A 23,679-nucleotide genomic window follows, 5' to 3' on the forward strand; every position below is an offset into this window, starting at 1 on the left:
TTGAAATTTTTGAAATACGGAGTGAAACTTATGAGATTAAGAAAGAAACCATGGGCAAGACCGGAACTTGAAGCTTGTGAATTTTTTGTAATAAATCCAAATGAGCTAAAAGGAAAATGGAGAGAGAGTTTTAAAAATAAAGAAAATAAACTTTATTTAGAGCTAGGATGCGGAAAAGGTGGATTTGTAGCAAAGCATGCATCAAACAATAAGGATATAAATTATATTGCTGTAGATATAAAAGATGAGGTTTTAGTTTTAGCAAAAAGAAGTATCGAAGAAGAATTTGCTAAAAAAGAAGCAGGAGATATTGATAACGTGAAAATTTTAGCAAAAGAAATTGCTTTAATTGATGAAATGTTAGATGAAAAAGATAAAGTAGATAGAATTTATATAAATTTCTGTAATCCATGGCCTAAAGAAAGACATAAAAAAAGAAGATTAACACATACAAGACAACTTAATCATTATAAAGAGTTTTTAGTTAAAGAAGGAGAAATTTGGTTTAAAACTGATGATTCAGACCTTTTTGAAGAATCATTAGAATATTTTAATGAAGCAAATTTAGAAATAGAATATATAACTAGAGATTTACATAATAGTGGATTTGAGTATAATGTAAAAACAGAGCATGAAAAAATGTTTACAGAGCAAGGTATAAAAACAAAATTTCTTATAGCAAAGAACAAATAAAAGAAGTGATTTCCTTATTAAAGGGAGTCACTTTTTTGTTTACAAATAAAAAATCATTGTAAATTTTAATGGAATACTATTTAGCAATTGTAAAATGAGGAGTAAAATATTAACTAGAGTAAAACGAAGCAATACGATGATGGAGGAAAAAAATTTGGATTTTATAAGTTTGATTATAGAAAATATACCATTAGGAATTTGGATAGAAGACAAAAATGGAAAGATAAAATTAATGAATTTAAGATTTAGGGATGCATTAAAAATAAAAGATGAAAAAGGAACAAGTTTATGCCAAATTGTTAAAAAGTATGATTTTAGAATGGAAGGATTTAATGTTGATAATCATATAGGTATTAAAATAAATGGGAAAGATTTCATATGTGTTGCGGAAAAGATAATAATAAAAGATGGAGAAGAGAATTTAATAGGTGCAGTTGGTATAATAAGAAATCCAGAGATGAATTACTTGAAAAAAGTTATAGATACTATTCCGTATATTATATCCTATAAAGACTTAAGTGGAAATTTAGTTGGATGTAATAAGGCATTTAAAGAATTTTTAAGTGTAGAAGAAAATGAACTTATTGGAACTGGATATTTAGAAAAGACTAAAGGGAATGAGTTAGTAACAGAAATACAAAAGAGAGATGCTAGATTTAAGGGGAAAGATGAACCGAGATCCTATGAAATAATGTATAGTGATAAAAATGTAATGGAGGTCTTAAAGTATCCTATAAAAAATGAAAAAAACAAAATAGTTGGAGTACTTGGAATATCTAAAGATATTAGCGAAAATAAAATCATTCAAAATGAAATTATTGAAGCAACCTATAGAGATAAAGCTACAGGATTGTATAATAGAAATTACTTTGAAAAGATAAGTGAGGAATTAAACAAGCACTATGAAGAAGATTTGTTGCTTGTAATGGGAGATGCTGATGGATTAAAGGTGGTTAATGATTCATTAGGCCACTTTGAAGGAGATAGATATCTAAGAGAAATTGGAGAAATAATAATAGAGGCTGTAGATGGAAAAGGGGATGTAATACGATGGGGTGGAGATGAATTTATAGTATTAATTCCAAATGGAACAAATGAGATAGGGAAAAAAATAAAAGAGAAAATAAGCAGTTTATGCAAAGTTTATAGTGAAGATGGTGCACCTATAAGCATTTCTGTTGGTTATTCAATAAAAAATGAAGTAAACAAAACTATCGAAGATATGCTAAATGTAGCAGAAGAAATAGTATACAAAGAAAAGGTTTTTAAGGGTGAAAAAATAAAGGAAGAATTTTTAGAGTTTATCCAAGAGAAGGTTTATTTAAAGACTTTAGAAAATGAAAATAGAGCATGGGCAAGTGAAGATATAGTAAAGAAAATTGGAGAAAAATTAAAGCTTTCAAAAGAGGAAGTTGAAAATATAAATTTGGCTTTGAAATTTCATGATATAGGAATGATAGCAGTACCAGATGAAATAATAGATACGCCAATACACAAGCTGACAAATGAACAAGCGGAAATACTTAGAAGGCATGTGGATAAAAGCTATAGAATAATAAAAATGTATCCTAAAATAGCAAAAATAAGTAAGATAGTGCTAAGTCATCATGAGTACTATAACGGAAAAGGGTATCCTTTAGGTTTAAAAGGAGAGGATATACCAATAGAATCAAGAGTTGTTAGAGTTCTTGATTGTTATGATTATTATAAAAGAAGTACAAATGGATTAACAGAAGATGAAGTTTTAGAAATAATGAAAAGTGATTCTGGTAGAAAATATGATCCTAAAGTATTAGAAATATTTTTAGAAACAATTAACAAAATGAAAATAAAGAGTGAATAATATATAAAGGCTATTGAAAAAAAGTATGTAAGAATACATAATAAGAGCATAGCAAAATAGGATGAGGTAGAGGCGCAAGTTTAAAGAGTAGATATAGTCTTATAAGCAGATTGGATTATATTAAAAGGTAAAATTGCCGAAGTGTTATAAAGATTGCTTTAATTTATAATGCTGGTTGTATACATAATATGTATACAACTGTCACAAAATATTTGTGGAGAGCTATCACTAAAGGTAATTTAATTAATTTACATTCGATTAAAAAGTCCTGAGTGAAGTATTTCCTCAGGGCTTTTATTGCGTTAGTTAAATTAAGGAGAGTGTATAAAACGTGGCAGAAAAAACAAACGAAGGATTAAAAAGAGGGCTAAAAGAACGACATATTAGTATGATTGCTATGGGTGGAGCTATAGGAACAGGAATATTCTTAGCCATGGGAGATAGTATACATACTGCAGGTGCAGGTGGTGCATTAGTTGCATATGGAGCAATTGGAATAATGGTATATTTCTTAATAACAAGTCTTGGAGAAATGGCAACATTTATGCCTATCTCAGGATCTTTTGGAGTATATGCAACAGAATTTGTTGATCCAGCCTTTGGATTTGCAATGGGATGGAACTATTGGTATAACTGGGCAATAACTATTGCAACAGAAATGGTTGCAGGTTCATTAGTCATGAAATTTTGGTTTCCTCATGTACCAGCAATTATTTGGAGCTCATTATTTTTAACTATAATAGTTTTATTAAACCTTTTATCAGCAAAGGCTTATGGAGAATCAGAGTTTTGGTTTGCAAGTATAAAGGTTGTAACAGTAATTATATTTATAGTAATTGGAGTTTTAATCATACTTGGAATTATGAATGGACCATTTATAGGATTTAAAAACTTCTTTGCAGACGGAGGACCTTTTGTAGGTGGAGGAAAAGCAATAATTAGTATTTTCTTAATTGCAGGATTTTCATTCCAAGGAACAGAACTTATAGGAATTACAGCTGGGGAATCAGAAAATCCAGAAAAAACTATTCCTAAAGCAGTTCATACAATATTTTGGAGAATTCTTATATTTTATATGGGAACAATTTTAGTAATAGGATGTATATTAACTGCAAAACAAGCAGGAATAGAAACAAGTCCATTTACTATGGTTTTTGAGAAAGCAGGAATAGCAGGGGCAGCATCTATAATGAATGCAGTAATTTTAACATCTGTTCTTTCAGCAGGAAATTCAGGAATGTATGCATCAAGTAGAATGCTTCATTCAATGGCACATGAAGGAATGGCACCAAAAATATTTGGGAAAACAAATAAAAGAGGTGTTCCTGTAAATGCAATAATTTTAACAACAATAATTGCATCAGCATGTTTCCTAACAGGACTTTATTCAGAAAATCAAGTTTACTTATGGCTTGTTGCAGCATCAGGACTTGCAGGATTTATAGCATGGCTAGGAATTGCAGTTTGTCACTATAGATTTAGAAAAGCTTATATAGCACAAGGTAGAAGCTTAGATGATTTACCATTTAAAGCAAAATGGTATCCATTTGGACCAATTATGGCAGTTGTACTTTGTGCAATAGTTATAGTAGGGCAAGGTGTAACTTATGTAACTTCTAGTGGAATACAGTGGATGGGATTCATTTCATCGTACATAGGAATTCCATTATTCTTAATTATATTAATAGTTTATAAAATTAAAAATAAAACTAAAATGGTATCTTTATTAGATGTTGATTTAGATAAAAATAGAGAACGTTAAAAATAAAAGCTCATTTGTTTGAGCTTTTATTTTTTTATATAATTAATTCTAAACTTTAGAAAACGTTAACAAAAAGTATACGAAAAGGCTTACATAATTTTTAGAATTATGCTATAATGCATATATAAGAACCAAGGAGGATGATTTTATGGAAAAAAGAGTACCAACACCACATATAGGAGCACAATTAGGGGACATTGCTGAAACAATATTATTACCTGGAGATCCATTAAGAGCTAAATTTATAGCAGAAACTTTTTTAGAAAACCCAGTTCAATATAATACTGTTAGAGGAATGTTAGGTTTCACAGGAACATATAAAGGGAAAAGAATTTCAGTTCAAGGAACAGGAATGGGAATTCCTTCAATTGGAATTTACTCATATGAATTAATTCATTTCTATGGAGTTAAAAACCTTATAAGAATAGGTTCAGCGGGAGCTATTGATGAAAGCTTAAAATTACATGACATCGTAATAGGTATGGGAGCTTGTACTGATTCAAACTTTGCATCACAATACAACTTACCAGGAACATTTGCACCAATTGCAAGTTACAAATTAGTAGAAGGTGCAGTAAATTCAGCTAAAGAATTAAACATAGAAGCAAAAGTAGGAAACATTCTTTCAAGTGATGTATTCTACGGAGAAGGTGGACTAGACACTTTAAAATCATGGCAAAAAATGGGTGCATTAGCAGTTGAAATGGAAAGTGCAGCACTTTACATGAATGCAGCAAGAGCTGGAGTAAATGCTTTATGTATGCTTACTATTTCAGATTGTCCATTCACTGGGGAATTAACTAGTGCTGAAGAGAGACAAACTGCTTTCACAAACATGATGAAAGTTGCTTTAGAAATGGCTTATAAATTAGATTAATTTTAAAAAGATATATTTTAGAGTATCGACTGTTGTCGATACTCTTTTTTGCGTTCAAAAATATTTTTGAATAAAACTATTGACAATAAAAGGTAAAAAATATAAGATATAGAAAATATTAGTATTCCGATAGAAATAGTCGGGAAAGGAGTTGGGATGAAAAATGTGCATAAAGAAAAATCTTTTATAACAAAAGATAAAAGAGAAAAATTATTGAAAGGAAAAGGAAAGATAATTTGGCTTACAGGGTTATCTGGAAGTGGTAAATCAACTATAGGAAAGGCGTTAGAAGAAAAATTATATGAGGATGGGTATCTAACATATTTTTTAGATGGGGACAATTTAAGATTGACTTTAAACAAGGATTTAGGATTTACAGATGAAGATAGGATAGAAAATATTAGGAGGGCAAAGGAGATTTGCAGAATACTTTCAGATATTGGCGTGATAGCAATATGCTCTTTTATATCACCTAAAATTGAAATGAGAGAAGAGTTAAGAAAGGAATTTAAAGAGGAATTTTTAGAGGTATATGTAAAATGTGATGTTGAAACTTGTAGACAAAGAGATGTAAAAGGACTTTATAAAAAGGTTAAAGAGAAAAAAATAGAAAATTTTACCGGAGTAAATTCAATATATGAGATTCCACTTAATCCAGAGCTAGAAGTTGATACTAGCGTTTATGATTTAGAAACGAGTGTAGGTTTTATAAGAGAATATCTAAGAGGAAATGGCTATGTTTAATGTGAAGAGGATAGAAACAGATATTTTAATTATAGGTGGAGGTGCAGCAGGACTTTTTGCAGGGACAAAAGAAAAAAGTAAAGCTGTTTTGATAGTGGATAAAGCTAATATACGGAGAAGTGGTTGTTTAGCAGCTGGGATAAATGCAATAAATGCATTTTTAGATAAAGAAGATTCAGTAGATGATTATATAGATAATATTTCATCAGAGTTTAATGGAATAGTAAGAGAAGATTTAGCTAAAAGTATAGGCGAAAATTTATATAAAGTAACAAAAGATATTGAGGATATGGGATTAACTATTTTAAAAGATAAAAATGGACATTATGTAAGGAGAGGAAAGAGAAGTATAAAGATAAATGGGGAAAATATAAAAGAAATTTTATATAAGAATGTGATGAAACAAAAAAATATAAATGTATTAAATAATGTGAATGTAATAGATTATATTTTGAAGGATGAAAGAGTTATTGGAGCAGTTGGAACAGGAATAAAAAAGAATGATATTTATATTATCTATAGCAAAGCAGTTATATGCGCAACTGGTGGATGTTCAGGACTATATAAACCAGCAGGAGGATTTTCAGAAGGAAGAAACCATGGGTGGTATTGTCCATTTAACACAGGAGCGGGACTCGCTATGGGAATTAGAAGTGGAGCAGAGATGACTTCCTTTGAAATTCGGTTTGTAGCTTTAAGAATAAAAGATACAGTAGCACCCACTGGAACTATAGCACAAGGGATAAAGGGAAGGATGATAAATAAGCTAAAGGAAAATTATGAGGAAAGATATGAGGGGCAAAAAACTGTAAGACGATTATATGGAAGCATACAAGAAACTTTAAGAGGAAATGGACCATGCTATATAAAGACAGAAGGAATAGGCGAAGATGTAGAAATGGAATTAAATAAAGCATATTTAAATATGGCTCCAATTCAAGTTTTATATTGGAAGGATAATAAGATTGATATAAAAAAAGAAAATGTGCAAATTGAAGGAACAGAGCCCTATATAGTAGGTGGACATAGTGTTTGTGGTTACTATGTCGATACAAAAAGGAGGACTAGCCTTAAAGGGTTATATGCAATTGGAGATGTGGCTGGAGGTGTAGGAAAAAAATATGTAACTGGTGCTTTTGTTGAGGGCGAAATAGGAATTAAGACTGCCAGTGCAGAGTTAATAGAAAATAAAATATTTTTGGAGGAAGAAGAAGAAAATAAGTTAGTTAAAAAAATAGAAGATGTATTTTTAAATGGTGAGAAACTAAAGATTGAGAAATTAGAAGAAAAGATGCAAAGAGTAATGGAAGAGTATTGTGGAGGAAAAGAAAAAAAATATGGATTTACAGAAGATGGACTAGATAGAGGGGAGAGAGAGATTGATGATTTAATAGAAAAAACAAAAAACATAAGGATAGATAATTTTCATCAGTTTCTTTTTTTTAGAGAGTTAATAGACAGGCTATATGTGTGCAAAGTGTTGATAAATCATATGAAAGAGAGAAAGGAAAGAAGGATTCATGTATACAATGAAAACCTCGATTATACAGAAGAAAAGCAGGAATATTTATGTTATGTAAACTCTATATGGAAATCAGGAAAAATAAAAATGATAAGACGAGATATAGTGAAGAGAGGCGAGGTATTTGAGTATAAGAATAGATAAAGAAAAGTGTATAGGATGCAAAAAATGTTCTGCTATTTGCCCAGGAAATTTGATTTATATGGAAGATGGGAAAGCAATTATGAAATATAAAAATGATTGTTGGAGTTGTGGGGCATGTATGAAGGAATGCTGCGTACGAGCTATACAAATGTATATACCAAAAGAATTAGGAGGAAAGGGAGGATATATAGAAATAGAAAATAAGGGGGATGAAATTATATGGATAATTAAAACTGGAGATGAAACGTGTTCAATTAAGACAAGTAGAAAAGAAAGCAATAAGTATTAATAAAAGGGATGATTTGAATGTTAATTTTAAATGGTATAACAAAGGAATTTGGAAAAGGGGAGATAATTTTAAAGGATATAAATTTAGAAGTTAAAGAAGGGGAGTTTGTATCTATATTAGGTCCATCAGGATGTGGAAAAAGTACTCTTTTGAATATAATAGCTAGAATAAATAAAGAGTATACCGGAACTTGTGAAAATAAATTTAAGAAGACTTGTGTAATGTTTCAAGAAGGTGGATTACTACCTTGGTTAAACGTATATGAGAATGTAGAGTTTGCACTGAAAGATAAGATTAAAGATAAAGAGAAACGTAAAATTGAAGTTGAAAAATATTTAAGAATGATATATTTAGAGCGATTTAAATTTAAAAAGGTAAGTGAATTATCAGGAGGGATGAAGCAAAGAGTTGCACTTGCAAGAGCATTAGCGTATGAGTGTGATTTAGTAATTTTAGATGAGCCTTTTTCAGCTTTAGATAGTCAAACAAGAGATATGTTACTTTTACAAATACAAAGGATTTGGGAAAAAACAAAAAAGACTTTCATATTTGTAACACATAATATTGAGGAGGCTGTAATGCTATCTAATAGAATAATTCTTCTTTCATCAAATCCAGGAAGGGTGAAAAAGATATATGAGATAGCATTACCGAGACCAAGAACAATTGTGAATAAAGAAATTAGTGAATATGTAGTAGAAATTCAAAAAGATTTGAAGGAGGAGGTGATGAAGATTGTTGAAAAAGAATATGATTCGGATTTTAACAGTAAAGAAAATGATATTTTTTATAATCCTTCTGATGATATGGAGTATTATTTATAATCAATATGATGGAGAAGCTATATTATATGGAAAAGTTGTTCCAGTAATTCTAGACATAATAGATGGATTTAAAAGAGTGATGCTAGAGAGTGGAATAGAAGTAGCTATGGGAATTTCTCTAATTAGATTAATAGGGGGTTATTTGATAGCTTGTATTGTGGGTATCGTATTAGGTGGAATTATGGTGAAAAATAAAAGAATTGCAAATAGCTTAAAGGGACCATTCTTAGCATTTCAAACTTTGCCAAATGTTTGTTTAGTACCAATAGTTAGTCTTTTGTATGGAGCATCAGAAAAGGGGATTATTATTTTAATAGTGCTAGGAACCGCTTTTGGAATAGCATTGGGGGTAGAAAATAGTATAAGTAGTGTGGATAAAATCTATATAAAAGTTGGAAAGACTATGGGTCTTACTGGAGCTAAGCTATATAGAAGGGTTATAATTCCGGCAGCGATACCTAATTTTATTGTATATTTAAAAACTGGGTGGAGTTTCGCATGGAGAGCATTAATGTCTGGAGAGGTTATAAACTCTACAATTGGAATTGGATTGTTACTAAAAAGTGGACAAAAACAAAATGATATTATAGGAATATTGTGGATTATGCTTTTGATAATAGTGATAGGTGTTCTTATAAATAAATTTGTATTTGAATTTTTAGAAAATAAAATAAATGAAAAATATGGAATAGGATAAGGGGGAGTAATTATGGATCGTTTAGACTTATTAGAAGCACAGAGTATTTATATTTTAAGAGAGGCTTATAGGAAGCTTGGGAAACTTGGAATGCTATGGTCGATAGGAAAGGATTCTACAGTATTATTATGGCTTGCTAAAAAAGCATTTTATGGATATGCACCATTTCCATTTATTCATGTTGATACAAGCTATAAAATAAAGGAAATGATTGAGTATAGGGATAGAATTGCAAAGGAGTATGGTTTAAATTTGATTGTCCATAAAAATGAAGAAGCATTAAGGCTTGGAATGGGACCAGATATGGGAAGGTTGGTTTGCTGCAAGGCACTTAAAGCAGATGGTTTAAATGCAGTAGTTAAAAATTATGGATTTGAGGGCTTGATTTTAGGAATAAGAAGAGATGAGGAAGGATCAAGATCAAAGGAACGTGTTTTTTCAGAGAGAGATGAAAATAGTACATGGGATTATGTAGACCAACCCCCAGAACTATGGGATCAATTTAAAACTGATTTTAAAAAGGGAAATCATATAAGAGTACATCCAATTTTACATTGGACAGAAGTTGATATTTGGGAATATATAAAGAGAGAAAATATTCCTATAATAGATTTATATTTTTCAAAGGATGGAGAGAGATATCGTTCATTAGGATGTGCACCGTGTACGAAAAAAATTAAATCGGAAGCAATAGATATTGATGGAATTATAGAGGAATTGAAAAATACAACGGAAAGAGAAAGATCAGGAAGAGAGCAAGATAATGAGACGGCTTATGCTATGGAGAAATTAAGAAAAGAAGGGTATATGTAGGTGAGATTATGGAAAGAGAAGAAATGAGTATTGTTGTAGTTGGACATGTAGATCATGGAAAATCAACATTAATAGGAAGATTGTTATATGATACAAAATCACTTTTAGATGGGGAAGTTGAGAGAGTTTTAAAATTATCAAAAGAAAGAGGGAAAGCCTTTGAGTATGCATATCTTTTAGATGCTTTTGAAGAGGAACAAACTCAGGGAATAACTATTGATACAACTAGAATAAGATTTAAAACAAAAAAACGTGATTATATAATAATAGATGCACCAGGACATAAAGAATTTTTGAAAAATATGATATCAGGAGCCTCAAATGCAGAAGCAGCATTGCTTTTAATTGATGGTAATGAAGGAGTAAAAGAACAAAGTAAAAGGCATGGATATATCTTATCCTTATTAGGTATTAAAAAAGTAATTGTAATAATAAATAAAATGGATTTAATAAAATATAGTGAAGAGGAATTCAATAGGATAAAAGATGAATATAGTATTTTCTTAAAGGAAATAGGAGTATTTCCAATAGATTATGTTCCAATAAGTGCATTTGAAGGAGAAAATTTAATAAGGAATTCAGATAAGATGAAATGGAACAAGGGACATTCTGTGGTAGAACAAATTGATTTATTAGTAAAAGAGGAAGGACTAAATTCAAAACCTTTAAGAATGCCAATACAAGATGTATATAAATTTGATAATAGAAGAATTATTAGTGGAAGAATAGAAAGTGGGACTTTACAGGTAGGAGATAAAATAAAAATATATCCTTCTAATAAAGAAACAGTTATAAAGAGTATAGAGGTATGGCCAGAAGAAAGTAAGAAAAAATTAAAGGCTAGGGCGCTAGAATCGATAGGTATAATAGTAGAGGATGAATTTTATTTTAAAAGAGGAGATATTATTGCACATAGTAGCAATAGTCCAAAAGAATCAAAAATAGTCCATGCAAGTATATTTTGGATGGGAAAAGAACCTTTAATAGAAAATAAAGAGTATAAATTAAAAATTACAACAAATGAGGTTATGTGTGAAGTAATAGAAATAAAGAAAGTTGTGAATTCAGCAACTTTAGAAGGAGGAAAGATTTTAGAAAAAAATAGTGTTGGAGAAATAATTATAAAAACAAAAGAGGAAATTTCCTTTGATTTGTTTGAAAAAATAGAAGCTACAGGAAGATTTGTAATAGTAGATGGTTTTGATATAGTAGGTGGAGGAATAATTACAGGGGAAGGTATAAAAGAAGTAGAAAATAAGAAGATTTACAATGAACGATTAAAATCAGTAGCAAAATTTTTACAGGAGATGGGTTTTGTAGTTAAGTTTAAGGAAGATAATGAAAAGCATATGAGTATAGTAATTGAAGAAAATTTTAAATAATTATGATAAAAGCATTTCTTAATAGGAATGCTTTTATTAAGTTTAGGTGACGATTTGTAGTATATATTTAAATATGATATAATCCTCTACAGTAAATATAAGGAAAAGAAGGGTATAACATGAAAGAAGAGAAAGTAAAATTTATAATTTCAAAAACAATAACATTTGTATTAATATTTATTTTTATACTGTTATTTAAAGGATTTTTTGGAGCAGAAAACACATTGATTGGTGTTACTACAATAACGGGAGCTTTATTATTTTTAGAAAGAAATTTAGCAAGAAGACCTTTTAAATATTTATTTGAATTAATAGTAGTAAATGTAGCATTAGGATTTTTAGCATATTTTGCAGGGATAAATTTTATTCTAGGGTTTATATGCAATTTTATAGCCATGTTCTTTATAGGATATATTTTTTCATATGAAGTTAGAGCTAATATGTATGTTCCATTTGGATTACAGTATGTATTTATGCTTGCAGTGCCAGTAGAATTGTCAGGAATGAACAATAGGATATTATCTCTTATATTTGGAGCTATATTTATAATGGTGCTTCAAATTCTTTTTAATAAAGATATGCTTAAAAAGAGTGGAGATAGAGAACTTAAAAAATTAGTTGGACTAGCTAGAAAGATATTAATAGAAAAAGATGATAAGAAATGTAAAAGCTTAATTGATAATTTTGATAAAATATCAATAGGACTTAAAGAGACTGTGTATAATAGCAGAAAAGAAGAATTTTATATAGAAAGTAATGGGAGGGCGATTTTAGATATTATATTATTTTTGAAGGATATAATATCTAGGGAAGAAGGAAAGGAAAGTTGTGAAGAAAAAATAATTGTTTTGAAAGAAATTGAAGAGTTTTTAAATGGGAATAAAGAGTTTCACATTCTTTTAGAGAACAGATATATAGACAATAACCTAGATTTGAAGGTTATTTGCAAGCTTTTAGAAAGATTAAAACTTAATAAAAGAGATGTGGATAAAAAAGATAGGATTCAAATTTCTAGAACTAAAGAATTTAAAAAGCATTTAAATAGGAATTCTATGAAATTTAGATATGCTATGAAATTAGGATTAAGTATAGGGATTGTAGGTGCATTGGTACAATATTTTAATATATTTCAAGGAAAATGGATATTGTTTACGATTTTTGCGTTGATTCAACCATATAGTGAGCAAGGGATGATTAAAACAAAGCAAAGAGTAGAAGGAAGCTTAATAGGAGCAGTACTTGCCTTAATAATATTCACAGTAGTACAAAATCCTATGATTCAATCATATATAGTAATGTTTGTAGGATATTTAGATTGTTATCATAAAACATATAAAGAAAAGATGATTTATGTAACAATTTCAGCAGTAGGTTCATCACTTATTTTAGGTGGAACTTTTAAAATGGTAGCATCAAGGATAGTTTTAATACTTATAGGGGTATTAGTGAGTGTAATATTTAATAAATTTGTTTTACCATATTCTATAGAAGATGCTAAACGAGATTTAGCTAAAATGTATAGGGAAAATGGAGAAAGAATGATAGTGCAAATTGAAAAGGAAAATAAGGAAGGGCTTTTAGAAAATCATTACGTTATAGGAACTCTTATTGAAAAGAAATTAGGTGAATTTGATTTCACAAACATTATAAAAGAAAATAAGAAAGATATACTTAGTAAGTATTACAAATTTAAAAAAGAAAACATGAAAAGAAAAGCTTAAAGGGGGGTTCCTCTTTAAGCTTTTTTCTAAAAAGATAAATAGAAATTAAAAAAATAAGAAATTAGTTTAATTAAATATGCCTTTAAATTAACTAAATATTAATTAAATTAACATTTTGACAATATTTTATAGTTATGAGAAAATAGTAATATATTGTAGAAAAAGAGGGAAAAATATGACTAAAAAAATAATTGTTACTTTATTAATTTTTATATTAGGAATAAATTTGGGGATTGGAAATAGCTTAATAGCAAATGCAATTGAAGAAGAAGAAAATATAAGATTTAAAAATATTACTATTAGTGATGGACTATCTCAAGGCTCTGTATATTCAATATTACAAGATAGCAACGGATATATGTGGTTTGGAACAAATGATGGATTAAATAGATATGATGGATATTCCTTTGAAATTTTAAAAGGAAGTGAGGATGATAATAGTAAGATTTATAGTGGAATTATAGGTTCTCTAATAGAAGATGATAATGGTGAAATCTGGGTAGGGACAAGCAGTGGATTAAATAAAGTTAATGGGAAAAGTTTAGAAGTTACAAGGATTGAAAGTGATATAGAAGATGAAAAGAAAATATCAAATAGTCATATTTTAGATATATATAAAGATTCAGATGGAGATATATGGATAGGCACAGAAGATGGATTAAATCTTTATTCAAAGGAAAATAAAACTTTTAAAAAATTTTTTAATAGTAGCGAAAAAGATTCTTTAAGCAATAATTTTATAAATAGTATTACAGAAGGAAAAAAAGGTGAGTTTTGGATTGCAACAAGTGATGGACTTAATATATTAAATAAACAATCAGGCGAAGTTATAAGAGTAGAAAAAGAAACTACAAAGGTACTTAAAAGCAATAATATAGTAAAGGTTTATACAGATAAGGAAAAAAATATATGGATATCAACTCAAGAGGCTGGAATTATTAAGTACGATAGAAGTAAGAAGAAATTTGAAGATGTTAAAGAAATAAATGAAGATTTTGGATATGAAAAATATGCAATAAATAGTATATATGAAGATTTAGAAAATAATATATGGTTTGGAAGTAAGGGTGGATTAATAAGATACTCTAAAAAAGATAAGAAGGTAAAAAAATATAAAAATAAATATTATGAATTAGATTCATTAGTAAATGATTCTGTACAAAGTGTTTATAGAGACAAGGAAGGATTAATGTGGATAGGAACTTATAATGGGATAAGTGTCTTAAATACAGATGTAAAGTTTGAACATTATAAAAAAGATCCATTAGAAGAAAATTCATTAAGCTCTAATTCCATTGGGGGAATTTATGAAGATACTGATGGAGAGATGTGGATAGGAACTACTAATGACGGATTAAATAGACTAAATAGAGAAACAGGGAAATATACTCATTATAAATTAGAAGAAGGAAAAGAAAATTCAATATCAAGCAATACTATATATGAGATAACAGGGAACAAGGATTATATTTGGGTTGGAACGAAAAATGGATTAAATAGAATAAATAAAAAAACAGGGGAAATAAAGAAATATTATAAAGAAGATAAAAAGAACTCTTTAGTGAGTAGTGATATAAAGGCATTATATTTATATAAAGATAGATATTTATGGATAGGAACTAGAAATGGACTGAACATATTAGATATAGAAAAGGAAGAGTTTATAGATTTAACTTATATTTTAACTAAAGGAAATGTAGGAGAAAATTTTATAAGAAGAATTTTTAAAGATAGCAAAGATAATTTTTGGATTGGAATGGGCTGGAATGGTGGTCTTGTAAAAATTGATATTAACACTAAGGAACTTAAGTATTATAAAAGTGATAAGAATGATAAGAATTCTATAAGCAATAATGCAATAAAAGGAATAACAGAAGATTTAGATGGACATATATGGATAACTACATCTGAAGGAATAAATAAAATAAATACAGATGAAAATAAAATGAAACGATTAAGTGAGAAAGATGGACTTATAAATAATTTTGCATATGGAATATTAGTAGATGATGAAAATAATCTTTGGATTAGTACAAATGGAGGAATATCAAAATTTAATCAAAAGACAAGTGTATTTACAAACTATACTATTTTAGATGGGCTTCAAGGAAATGAATTTAATGGAACATCAGAATTTAAAACGAAAAATGGAGAAATGTTTTTTGGTGGAACTGATGGAATGAATAGTTTTAATCCAAAAGATTTTAAAGAAAATCCTATAAAAGATAGTAAGGTTTCAATAGGAGATGTTGAAGTATTTAGTAAGGGTGAGGAATTAGCAAAGGATAATCTTATTTTAAATCATAATGAAAACACCTTTTCAATAGAGTTCTTTATGCCAAACTATTCAAAATTTGGAGATTGGAATTATGAATATAAGCTAGAGGGCTTTGATGAAAATTTTATAAGTTCTAAAAATAGAAATTTAGCAAGATATACAAATATTTCTCCAGGTAAATATACTTTTAAGGTAAGAGCAAGGTTTGGGGTAGAAGAAGTAAGTGAAGAAACAAGCATAGATATAGAAATAAAAAAGCCGTGGTACGAGTCAGATATTGCATATATTATATATTTTTTAATAGTAATTTTAGTAATATATTTGATTGTTAATAGAGTAATAATACTTGAAAATTTAGTAGAGCAACGAACAAAAGAGTTGAATAATGAATTACATGAGAAAGAAAAAATTTATAAGGAATTATTAAAGATTGAAAAGTTTAGAAATGCATATTTAGTTAATTTATCGCATGAGTTAAGAACTCCTTTAAATGTAATATTATCTAGTGAGCAACTTATAAATAAATTAAATGAAGAAGATAAAATAAATAAGTCAAAGTTACAAAAATATATGGGAATAATAAAAAAGAATTCAAATGGATTATTAAAGGTTATTAATGATTTAATTGATTCATCAAAGATAAATTCAGGAGTATATTCATTAAAGTATGAAACTGTTGATATTGTGTATTTAGTAGAAGAGATAGCACTATCAATGAAAAGTTATATAGAAGAAAATGGACTAGAGCTTATAATAGATCCAGAAATAGAAGAAAAGGAAATAGACTGTTCTAGAATAGATATAGAAAGATGTGTCATAAATCTTATATCAAATGCTATAAAATTCACAGAAAAGGGGACAATATATATATCTATAAAAGAACAAGAGGAAAATGTAGAGATAGTTATTGAAGATAGTGGAATAGGTATAGCAGAAGAACATAGAAGTATTATATTTGATAGATTTGCAACACTTGAAACAGGAATTTCAAGTAAACATTGTAGCAGTGGAATAGGATTAAATTTAGTAAAAGATATAGTAGAGCTTCATCATGGAAAAATTTATTTAGAAAGTGAAGTGGGAGTAGGAAGTAAATTTACAATAATATTACCTATAAGAAAAAAGTAGTGTTTACAGAATGTTAACCAATTCCGAGTTGAATGATAAGAATTACAGGTATATAATAAAAACAAATAGAGAAGAATCCTTATTAAAGAATAACAATAGTGGTAAGGAAAGTAAGAAGGAGTGGAAACCAAATGAAAGTAATTTTTGCTGGATCAGAATTTGAATTAAAAGATAAAGAGGTTGTTGTTGGACAAAAAGCACCAGACTTTGAAGTAACAAGCAACGATATGCAAAAGGTAACATTAAAAGATACAAAAGGAAAAAGAGTTTTCTTAGCAGTACCATCAGTAGATACACCAGTATGTGATATGGAAATAAGAAGATTTAATAAAGAAGCTACAAGCTTAGGAGATGTTACTATATATACAGTATCAGCAGATTTACCATTTGCACAAGCTAGATGGTGTGGAAATGCTGGAGTAGATAAAGTAGTAACTTTATCAGACTATAATAAAAGAAGTTTTGGAAGAAACTATGGAGTATTTATAGAAGAAGTTGCATTATTAACAAGAGCTGTATTTATTGTTGATGAAAATGATACTGTAATTTATGCTGATTACATGAAAGATGCATCAGATCATCCAAACTATGATGAAGTTTTAGAAGTATTAAAAAAATAATAAACTTTTAGGATTAAAACTGCTATACAATAAAGTATGGCAGTTTTTTTATTTAAAATATAAAGATATGGGTTATAATAGTAAATAGATAAAATAAATGAGGTGCGAAAATGATAAATTTAGAAGATGTAATAGAAGCTATAGAATTTGAAAATGATGAATTAAAACATTATTACAATAAAGAGTCGGGAATAATAATTTATGTAGAAAATGAAAGTGAAAATAAATATATTAATAGAGTGGATGAAGAAGGATTAGAAGACTGGGAAAAAGAATTATTTTTAGTTTTAAAAGACTTCAAGGAAAATAGAGAAAAATATGTTAGTCTGCCAACAGGAAAAGAAATTGATGAAGAAAAGATGATGAGAGAATTTCTAGAAGTAAACAAAGCTAATAAAGAAGAATTTAATGATTTAGATTTAAGAAGATTAAAAGAAAAAATTGAAGATATGGGAATGCTTATAAGTTGGTATGATTATAGAGAAGAGAGGGAAAAAAGAATAGCAGAAGAATGGTGTATAAAAAATAATATAGAGTATAAATAGAAAATTTTAAAAAGGTAGTCACAAAATGAAAGGTGTAAAATAGAATATAATAAATAATAATATAAAGGAATGTGTTATATGAATGGAATGAATCCTTTAATGTCTATTTTAATGAGTAAACTTTCAGGAAGTAATGGAATGAATAATAATCCAATTTTTAATATGCTATTAAACAATATGGGAATGAACGTAAATGATTTAAATAATCCTAATATAAATAATATGAATATGGGGAATATGGGAAACATGAATGGAAATCCATTAATGAGTATGTTGTTAAATAACATGAATGGAGGAAATAATAGAAATTTAAATAATATGAACCCACAAGAGTTTATGAATAATGGAAATATGAATGAAATAAATGAAAAAATGAATCATTTGATGAGAACATTAGATAATCTAGGGATAGATAGAAATAATTTAAATAATATTAGTAATGAAGATTTAAATAGAGTGTTAATGGCTATGAATAATGGCAACAACATGAATAGTGGGAATAACATTAACAATATGAATAACATGAATAATATGAATAACATGAATAATATGAATAACATGAATAATATGAATGGCATGAATAATGGGTATAATGGATACGATGAATTCGAGGATGGAAGTAGAAGCAGTAGAAAACATAAAAGAAAGCATAGAAGATAAAAAAAAGATTCAGATCAAATATTAAAGATCTGAATCTTTTTAGAGAAAAATGAAGGGTGATAAGATGGAAGAATATACATATAATAATTATTTAAATTTAGGTAAAGAATTTAAAATCCATGGTAATAAGTTAAAGGCAATAAGCTTTTTTAAAAGGGCTTTTAACACTGAAGAAGGGAAAAAGGATATAGAGTTAGTCTTAGATATGGCACTTATTTACCATGAAATAGAACAGTATTCTATGGCAAAGCAAATGTACACATATAGTATCTCTTTAGATAATAAAGATGCTAGGGGGTATTATGGGCTTGCAACTATATATGATGAAGAAAAAGAATATGAGAATGCAAAGCAGTTTTATAAAAGGGCTATATTATTAGATGAAAAATATGATAATGCTTATTTCTTTCTAGCAAACATATATGATGAGGAAGGGAATGTAGAAGAGGCTATAAAAACTTATGAGAAGGTAATAGAAATAAACAATCAATATCTTTTTGCTTTTGTAAACTTGGCTTGTATTTATGAAGAGAAAAAAGAATATGAGAAGGCAGAAGGCTTTATAGAAGAAGCATTAAAATTAAGTGATAGTGAATATAAGGTTCTTTTTAATGCAGGAGTAATAAAAAAAGCACTTGGTAAGATTGAAGAAAGCAAAAAATATTATGAAAAATCAATAGAGGAAAATGAAAAGTATCCGTATAGTTATCTTAATTTAGGTGTGATTTATAGAGAAAAAGAAAATTATAAAAAGGCGATTGAAGTTATAACAGAAGGGATAGAAAACAATAAAGAGGAAGGTTTTCTATATTACAATAGAGGATGCTTTTATGCACTTATAGGGGAAAAGGAGAAAGCACTAAAAGATGTACTAAAGGCTATAGAACTAAATGACTTTTTTATAGAGTATATGAAAAAGGATAGCGAGTTAGATGTAATTAGAAATCTTGAAGAATATAAAGAAAAGTTTTGTTAAATAGGGTATACCCAAGATGGATATACCCTATTATTCAATATCTTTAATTAACGTATTAAAAGCTAAATTTATAGTAAAGTTATTGTTGAGTTCTACAATGTTATCAATATATTTTGATTTTAAAATACTATTTCTAAGAACTAATTTTTCAGCATTTAAGGTAGTTAAAATAACTAAATCTCTAAAAGCTAATGAATCAAAGTTTGGCTTTTTTTCTTTAAAGCTTATATATTCAGTTAAGAGTGTAGTATTATATTTTAAAAGCTTTCCTGTTAATGTTTTAATACCGGATTGTATATTGTATGGAAAGATAAATTTATTAAAGAGAAAAACTACTATTATACCAATACCTATAAAAGAAATTCTTGAAATAGTTATTTCGGTAAGTCCAGTTGTTAATGAAGCCATAGAAATTGAGGCGATTGAAGTGAAAATAGAAAGCTTGTAATATTCTTTAAATCCATATGTAAAATAAAGAGCGATTACTAAAGCCACTATTGCAACATTTGGATCTTTAGTAATATGTAGAAGTGTTATTATTATTGTAACACCAATTAAGTTCCCAATAATTCTTTCTTTTGCTTTAGAGAGAGTTTCTTCATAATAGGGTTGCATAACAGACATGACGGTTATAGCTACCCAAATAAATTTATAAAGAGAAATTATATGACCTAAAAATACAGTTAATGTAAGAGCTATAGAAATTCTTAATGCAAATCTTACTTTAATGGAGCTAAAGGTTAAATGTTCTCTATTGAAACTAAAAGGACCTTTAACTTTAGGCATATGCCAAGATTCATAGGGCTTATTTATTTCTTTAGGTTTAATTTTAGTTAATTTAGATATAGAAATGGAAAGAAGATGGATTATTTCTATAAGAGTTTTAAATTCTTCTTCATTTGAAGTTAAAGCCACAAAGGAATGAAGGGAGAATATTACTTCGTCTGTATTATTGCTAGTTTTTAATATTTCTAAGCTATGGTCTATAGCATGTTTTAAATAAAGAATTGTTTTATTATTTCTTAAATCTTTTTTAGAGGCTAAATCATTAAGATGAATATTAAGCCTTTCTAGAGAAAGAAAAATATCAAATTCAACCTTACCAATATGTGTAGCTAGATAACTTCTGTAGCGAGTAACATAAATTTTATAGCAAAGGGCTCTCATTGATTTTGAAAAGCTTTTATAGCCTTTTTTAAAGTCTTCACCTTTTAATAATGAATCTAAATTGTGACTCAATATGGAAAAGGGCATATAAATATCTTCTTTAATAAGAGACTTATATGTTTTTCTAGAGGTTATAAAGGTTAAAATTATTACAAAGAGAACACCAAATATAACAGATTCTATTCTAGTTATAAAATCGGGGAAATCTGTTGGAGAAAAGCTTGTAAAAACAAAAAGCATCATAAATGGTTTATAAATTTTAGGGTTAAACTTAGCAGTAAGAAAATAGGCTATTAAAAAAACTGTTATGAAATTAATTAAAATTCCAGTGTAAGGGTTTAATGAAGCTAAATAAGCAGAAGTAACAATAAGAGTATCTAAAAAAAGAAGTTTTACAGTTTTTCTAAGGGTTTTAACATGAATATCTTCAAAGGCTAAAGAGATTGCTGTTAAGGCAATAGGAAAGGCAAGCATTCCATTTTCAATACCAAAAAAGAAGATTATAGTTATCATTGAAACTGTAGCAATTGTACCATATTTAAGCATATTTTTTACATTAAGATTTGAATGTGCTATAAGTTTTTTTATCATAAAATATTGCTCCTAAACTAAATAATTATATGAAATAGTTTAAACTAAATGAAAAAAAATATTCTTTAGAATAAATATTTGTATAAAGTGACATAAGAATATATAATATACGTATGTAAAATAATTTTTATACTAAAGGAGTTTAGAGATGAAATCAGTTTATAAAAACCCAAAAGAATTAGCGAGCTGCTTAAAGGACTTAGTAGATTTATATCTAGATGATTTAATGACAGAAGAAAAATTAAAGCTTAGAGTAGTTAAGATGATAGATGCAAATGGTGATGCTATTTATGATAAAGAAGGACATATGCCAGTAAAGCTTCAAACTGTATTAGGTGAAGAAAGAAAAGCTATAATAGACAACATACATGCAGAAAGATAATACATATAAAAGACTTCCTTAATGTAGGGAAGTTTTTTATTTATTAAGGAAGTGGAGAAATGAAAAAAGCAGAAATTGAAAAAAAGTATGGACTATATTTAAAAATGGTAGTTTCAATGGGAGAGTTTGATAATTATAATAGATTTTTTAATATATATAGTGAATATGAAGAAGCTTGTAGACGAATCCTAGTGTTAACACCGTACAAAGAGCTTGAAGAAGTAAATGAATTTGATAAAGATAAGAAAATAACAGAACCAATAAAGCATGAAGGCAATTTGTGGCTTAGAGAGTATGAGCTATTACAAAATCCTGATAAGATAAATCTAGATGAAATAGAAATAGATGAAGATGTTATAAAAGATTTTAAAAATTAAAAAGTGTTGCTTCAAAGTTTGAAGCAACACTTTTTAATTTTTCTTAAGCCAATCCCAAAAACGAACTGTTAGATTAAATTTAATATTTAAAGTATCATCAGAAGTTGATAGTGCCTGTACATCTAAATATTTTATAGAAGGAAAGCTTAAAATAATATCTCCTTCAGATTTATTGAATTGGAAGATATCATTATTTTCAGCATACTTAAATAATAATTCTTTAGGGATAGAAATAAATCCAACATTACCTGAAGTATAATGTAAAATTCCTTGCCCGTTAACAGCAATACAAGAGAATAGTAAGTGTGCTTGTACTGGAATATTTTTATAAACTAAATTTACATATAAATCAATAGTATTATTAGAATTTACTTTAACGCTAAGTCCAGTTACGTATTTTGAAAGTTCAGGATTTTTTTGAACAACAGCGATAAATAATTCAGTTAATTCTCCACTAGAGAAGTTAGTATCCGATGTAGCAGATAATTGAGATAAAGATAAATCAATATCTTTAGGTAAAAACTTTTTAGTTAAATTCCATTCTGTTAATGAAATAGTAGAATTGATAGGAGTAACGGGAACTTCTGGTTTAAAGGAAATTTCATAAACAGCAAAAATTCCTAGTAATGCAACGGCTAAAAAGATTATTATACCAATTATAAATTTTTTCATTTTTTCACATCCTTTGTTTAATTTTTTTCTTATTATTATAATACCATATTATAATAATAAAAATTGAAAGTTTTTAGAGTGATGAAAATAAAAAAACAATGCCAAGTTTCCTCAGCATTGTATTATCTATAAGAGAATTAAAAAACTAGATTACCTTTCGAGAGCGGCATCAATTGCTTCTTCTTTTTTCTCAATTTTCTTCCAAGTTATCAATCCATATACAGCATTTACTGTGAATTGAACCCACATTAAAGCTCCGGATAAAGCTGCAAGTGAGAATTCAGGTGCTGCAAGTAAAGAGTGAAGATATAGGAATATTCCAACTGCATCTGATAAAATCCAGAAATACCAAGTTTCTTTAAATCTTTGAGTAGAAACTATTACAGCACAAATTGTTACAGTCGCTGTAAAGGAATCTATTAAGTAAGCAGTATCATAAGGTATTTTAAGTCCGAATAAATCGAATAAAATGTTTGGTAAGTGATGTACAAATTGTGAGTAGCATAACCAAACTACAACTATAAATACTATTATTCCAATCCATTGTTTTGCTTTTAAACTTCTAACTTCAATTGTAGAAGTTGAAGAATCTTTTTGATGAGCTTCTTTGGCACTTTTTGTCCAAGCGAAGAAACCATAAATATTCATAGGTAACATATATAAAGTGTAAAGTATAACCTCTGCATACATATGTCTAGAAAGAGAAACAAAAATATAGAAAATTGTGTTTGCAACTCCCCAAGCATAAGCAGCAGCTTCAGCACGAGCAGTATAAATTGCTGCAAAAAGACCAGTTAATGTTGAAATTAAACCTGCTATAGCAAGTAAAGATAAACTTTGACTTAAAGAACCTCCAGTATAAAGTGGACTAAAGAAAAAGATTATATTAACCACAAAAAAGAATATAAAATATATTTTGTGGAAGGTTGAAAACTTTTTAAATGCGTTAATCATATAATACCTCCTGAGATA

General features: G+C 28.1%; 22 protein-coding genes and 1 riboswitch. Of the genes, 19 read left to right on the forward strand and 3 right to left on the reverse strand.

Features of this window, described 5'->3' with window-relative positions; all coding sequences use genetic code 11:
- Window positions 1-30: 30 nt before the first annotated feature.
- The 17 genes from trmB to ACRC28_RS12965 all read left to right on the forward strand — a co-directional run bounded on the left by trmB (window position 31) and on the right by ACRC28_RS12965 (window position 19,518).
- Window positions 31-693: a tRNA (guanosine(46)-N7)-methyltransferase TrmB gene (gene trmB, locus ACRC28_RS12885; protein WP_438543855.1), complete on the forward strand. Its 663-nt coding sequence runs from the start codon at window positions 31-33 to the stop codon at window positions 691-693.
- Window positions 694-847: 154 nt separating this feature from the next.
- The gene (locus ACRC28_RS12890) at window positions 848-2,536 is read left to right on the forward strand and encodes an HD domain-containing phosphohydrolase (protein ID WP_438543856.1); all 1,689 of its coding nucleotides are present in this window, start codon (window positions 848-850) and stop codon (window positions 2,534-2,536) included.
- A gap of 59 nt (window positions 2,537-2,595) precedes the next feature.
- Window positions 2,596-2,769: riboswitch (Lysine riboswitch) on the forward strand.
- 155 nt (window positions 2,770-2,924) lie between these two features.
- Window positions 2,925-4,298 (forward strand): amino acid permease, encoded by a 1,374-nt coding sequence (locus ACRC28_RS12895; protein WP_438543883.1) that lies wholly within the window; start codon window positions 2,925-2,927, stop codon window positions 4,296-4,298.
- A 148-nt stretch (window positions 4,299-4,446) separates the two neighbouring features.
- Window positions 4,447-5,175 (forward strand): purine-nucleoside phosphorylase, encoded by a 729-nt coding sequence (gene deoD, locus ACRC28_RS12900; protein ID WP_438543857.1) that lies wholly within the window; start codon window positions 4,447-4,449, stop codon window positions 5,173-5,175.
- Between the two features lie 156 nt (window positions 5,176-5,331).
- A complete protein-coding gene (gene cysC / locus ACRC28_RS12905; protein WP_438543858.1) occupies window positions 5,332-5,919 on the forward strand; it encodes an adenylyl-sulfate kinase in 588 nt (195 codons plus the stop codon).
- A complete protein-coding gene (locus tag ACRC28_RS12910) occupies window positions 5,912-7,585 on the forward strand; it encodes an adenylyl-sulfate reductase subunit alpha (RefSeq protein ID WP_438543859.1) in 1,674 nt (557 codons plus the stop codon). The genes cysC and ACRC28_RS12910 overlap by 8 nt, the downstream gene beginning before the upstream one ends.
- A complete protein-coding gene (locus ACRC28_RS12915; protein WP_438543860.1) occupies window positions 7,566-7,874 on the forward strand; it encodes a 4Fe-4S dicluster domain-containing protein in 309 nt (102 codons plus the stop codon). Before ACRC28_RS12910 ends, ACRC28_RS12915 begins: the two co-directional genes overlap by 20 nt.
- A 17-nt stretch (window positions 7,875-7,891) precedes the next feature.
- Window positions 7,892-8,698, forward strand: a complete 807-nt coding sequence (locus ACRC28_RS12920) for an ABC transporter ATP-binding protein (protein WP_438543861.1) — start codon at window positions 7,892-7,894, stop codon at window positions 8,696-8,698.
- A complete protein-coding gene (locus ACRC28_RS12925; protein ID WP_438543862.1) occupies window positions 8,676-9,395 on the forward strand; it encodes an ABC transporter permease in 720 nt (239 codons plus the stop codon). Before ACRC28_RS12920 ends, ACRC28_RS12925 begins: the two co-directional genes overlap by 23 nt.
- Window positions 9,396-9,407: 12 nt before the next feature.
- Window positions 9,408-10,208, forward strand: coding sequence for a sulfate adenylyltransferase subunit CysD (gene cysD / locus ACRC28_RS12930; protein ID WP_438543863.1), 801 nt, complete (start codon window positions 9,408-9,410; stop codon window positions 10,206-10,208).
- Window positions 10,209-10,216: 8 nt separating this feature from the next.
- Complete coding sequence (locus ACRC28_RS12935) at window positions 10,217-11,590, forward strand: sulfate adenylyltransferase subunit 1 (protein WP_438543864.1); 1,374 nt, start codon at window positions 10,217-10,219, stop codon at window positions 11,588-11,590.
- A gap of 119 nt (window positions 11,591-11,709) precedes the next feature.
- The gene (locus ACRC28_RS12940; RefSeq protein ID WP_438543865.1) at window positions 11,710-13,311 is read left to right on the forward strand and encodes an FUSC family protein; all 1,602 of its coding nucleotides are present in this window, start codon (window positions 11,710-11,712) and stop codon (window positions 13,309-13,311) included.
- A gap of 175 nt (window positions 13,312-13,486) precedes the next feature.
- Window positions 13,487-16,717 (forward strand): ligand-binding sensor domain-containing protein, encoded by a 3,231-nt coding sequence (locus ACRC28_RS12945; protein ID WP_438543866.1) that lies wholly within the window; start codon window positions 13,487-13,489, stop codon window positions 16,715-16,717.
- A 131-nt stretch (window positions 16,718-16,848) separates the two neighbouring features.
- Window positions 16,849-17,337, forward strand: coding sequence for a thiol peroxidase (gene tpx, locus ACRC28_RS12950; RefSeq protein ID WP_438543867.1), 489 nt, complete (start codon window positions 16,849-16,851; stop codon window positions 17,335-17,337).
- 110 nt (window positions 17,338-17,447) lie between these two features.
- Window positions 17,448-17,882, forward strand: coding sequence for a hypothetical protein (locus tag ACRC28_RS12955; protein WP_438543868.1), 435 nt, complete (start codon window positions 17,448-17,450; stop codon window positions 17,880-17,882).
- 78 nt (window positions 17,883-17,960) lie between these two features.
- On the forward strand, window positions 17,961-18,542 hold the full coding sequence (locus ACRC28_RS12960; RefSeq protein WP_438543869.1) for a hypothetical protein: 582 nt from the start codon (window positions 17,961-17,963) through the stop codon (window positions 18,540-18,542).
- A 49-nt stretch (window positions 18,543-18,591) separates the two neighbouring features.
- A complete protein-coding gene (locus ACRC28_RS12965) occupies window positions 18,592-19,518 on the forward strand; it encodes a tetratricopeptide repeat protein (protein WP_438543870.1) in 927 nt (308 codons plus the stop codon).
- A gap of 30 nt (window positions 19,519-19,548) precedes the next feature.
- Here the strand turns inward: ACRC28_RS12965 and ACRC28_RS12970 are convergent, their stop codons facing one another.
- Window positions 19,549-21,276, reverse strand: a complete 1,728-nt coding sequence (locus ACRC28_RS12970) for an FUSC family protein (protein ID WP_438543871.1) — start codon at window positions 21,274-21,276, stop codon at window positions 19,549-19,551.
- A 148-nt stretch (window positions 21,277-21,424) separates the two neighbouring features.
- Here ACRC28_RS12970 and ACRC28_RS12975 point away from each other — a divergent pair, with 148 nt between their 5' ends.
- Together ACRC28_RS12975 and ACRC28_RS12980 are read left to right on the forward strand one after the other, a co-directional pair.
- Window positions 21,425-21,658 carry a TIGR04540 family protein gene (locus tag ACRC28_RS12975; protein WP_438543872.1) on the forward strand — a complete coding sequence of 78 codons (234 nt, stop codon included), beginning with the start codon at window positions 21,425-21,427 and terminating at the stop codon, window positions 21,656-21,658.
- A 59-nt stretch (window positions 21,659-21,717) separates the two neighbouring features.
- Window positions 21,718-22,035, forward strand: coding sequence for a hypothetical protein (locus ACRC28_RS12980; protein WP_438543873.1), 318 nt, complete (start codon window positions 21,718-21,720; stop codon window positions 22,033-22,035).
- 33 nt (window positions 22,036-22,068) lie between these two features.
- Here the strand turns inward: ACRC28_RS12980 and ACRC28_RS12985 are convergent, their stop codons facing one another.
- The gene (locus ACRC28_RS12985; protein WP_438543874.1) at window positions 22,069-22,707 is read right to left on the reverse strand and encodes a hypothetical protein; all 639 of its coding nucleotides are present in this window, start codon (window positions 22,705-22,707) and stop codon (window positions 22,069-22,071) included.
- 150 nt (window positions 22,708-22,857) lie between these two features.
- Window positions 22,858-23,661, reverse strand: coding sequence for a nicotinamide riboside transporter PnuC (gene pnuC, locus ACRC28_RS12990; protein ID WP_438543875.1), 804 nt, complete (start codon window positions 23,659-23,661; stop codon window positions 22,858-22,860).
- Window positions 23,662-23,679: the final 18 nt, after the last annotated feature.

The sequence above is a fragment of the Clostridium sp. genome (genome assembly GCF_051650885.1).
In the GTDB taxonomy this organism is placed as follows: Bacteria; Bacillota; Clostridia; order Clostridiales; family Clostridiaceae; genus Clostridium.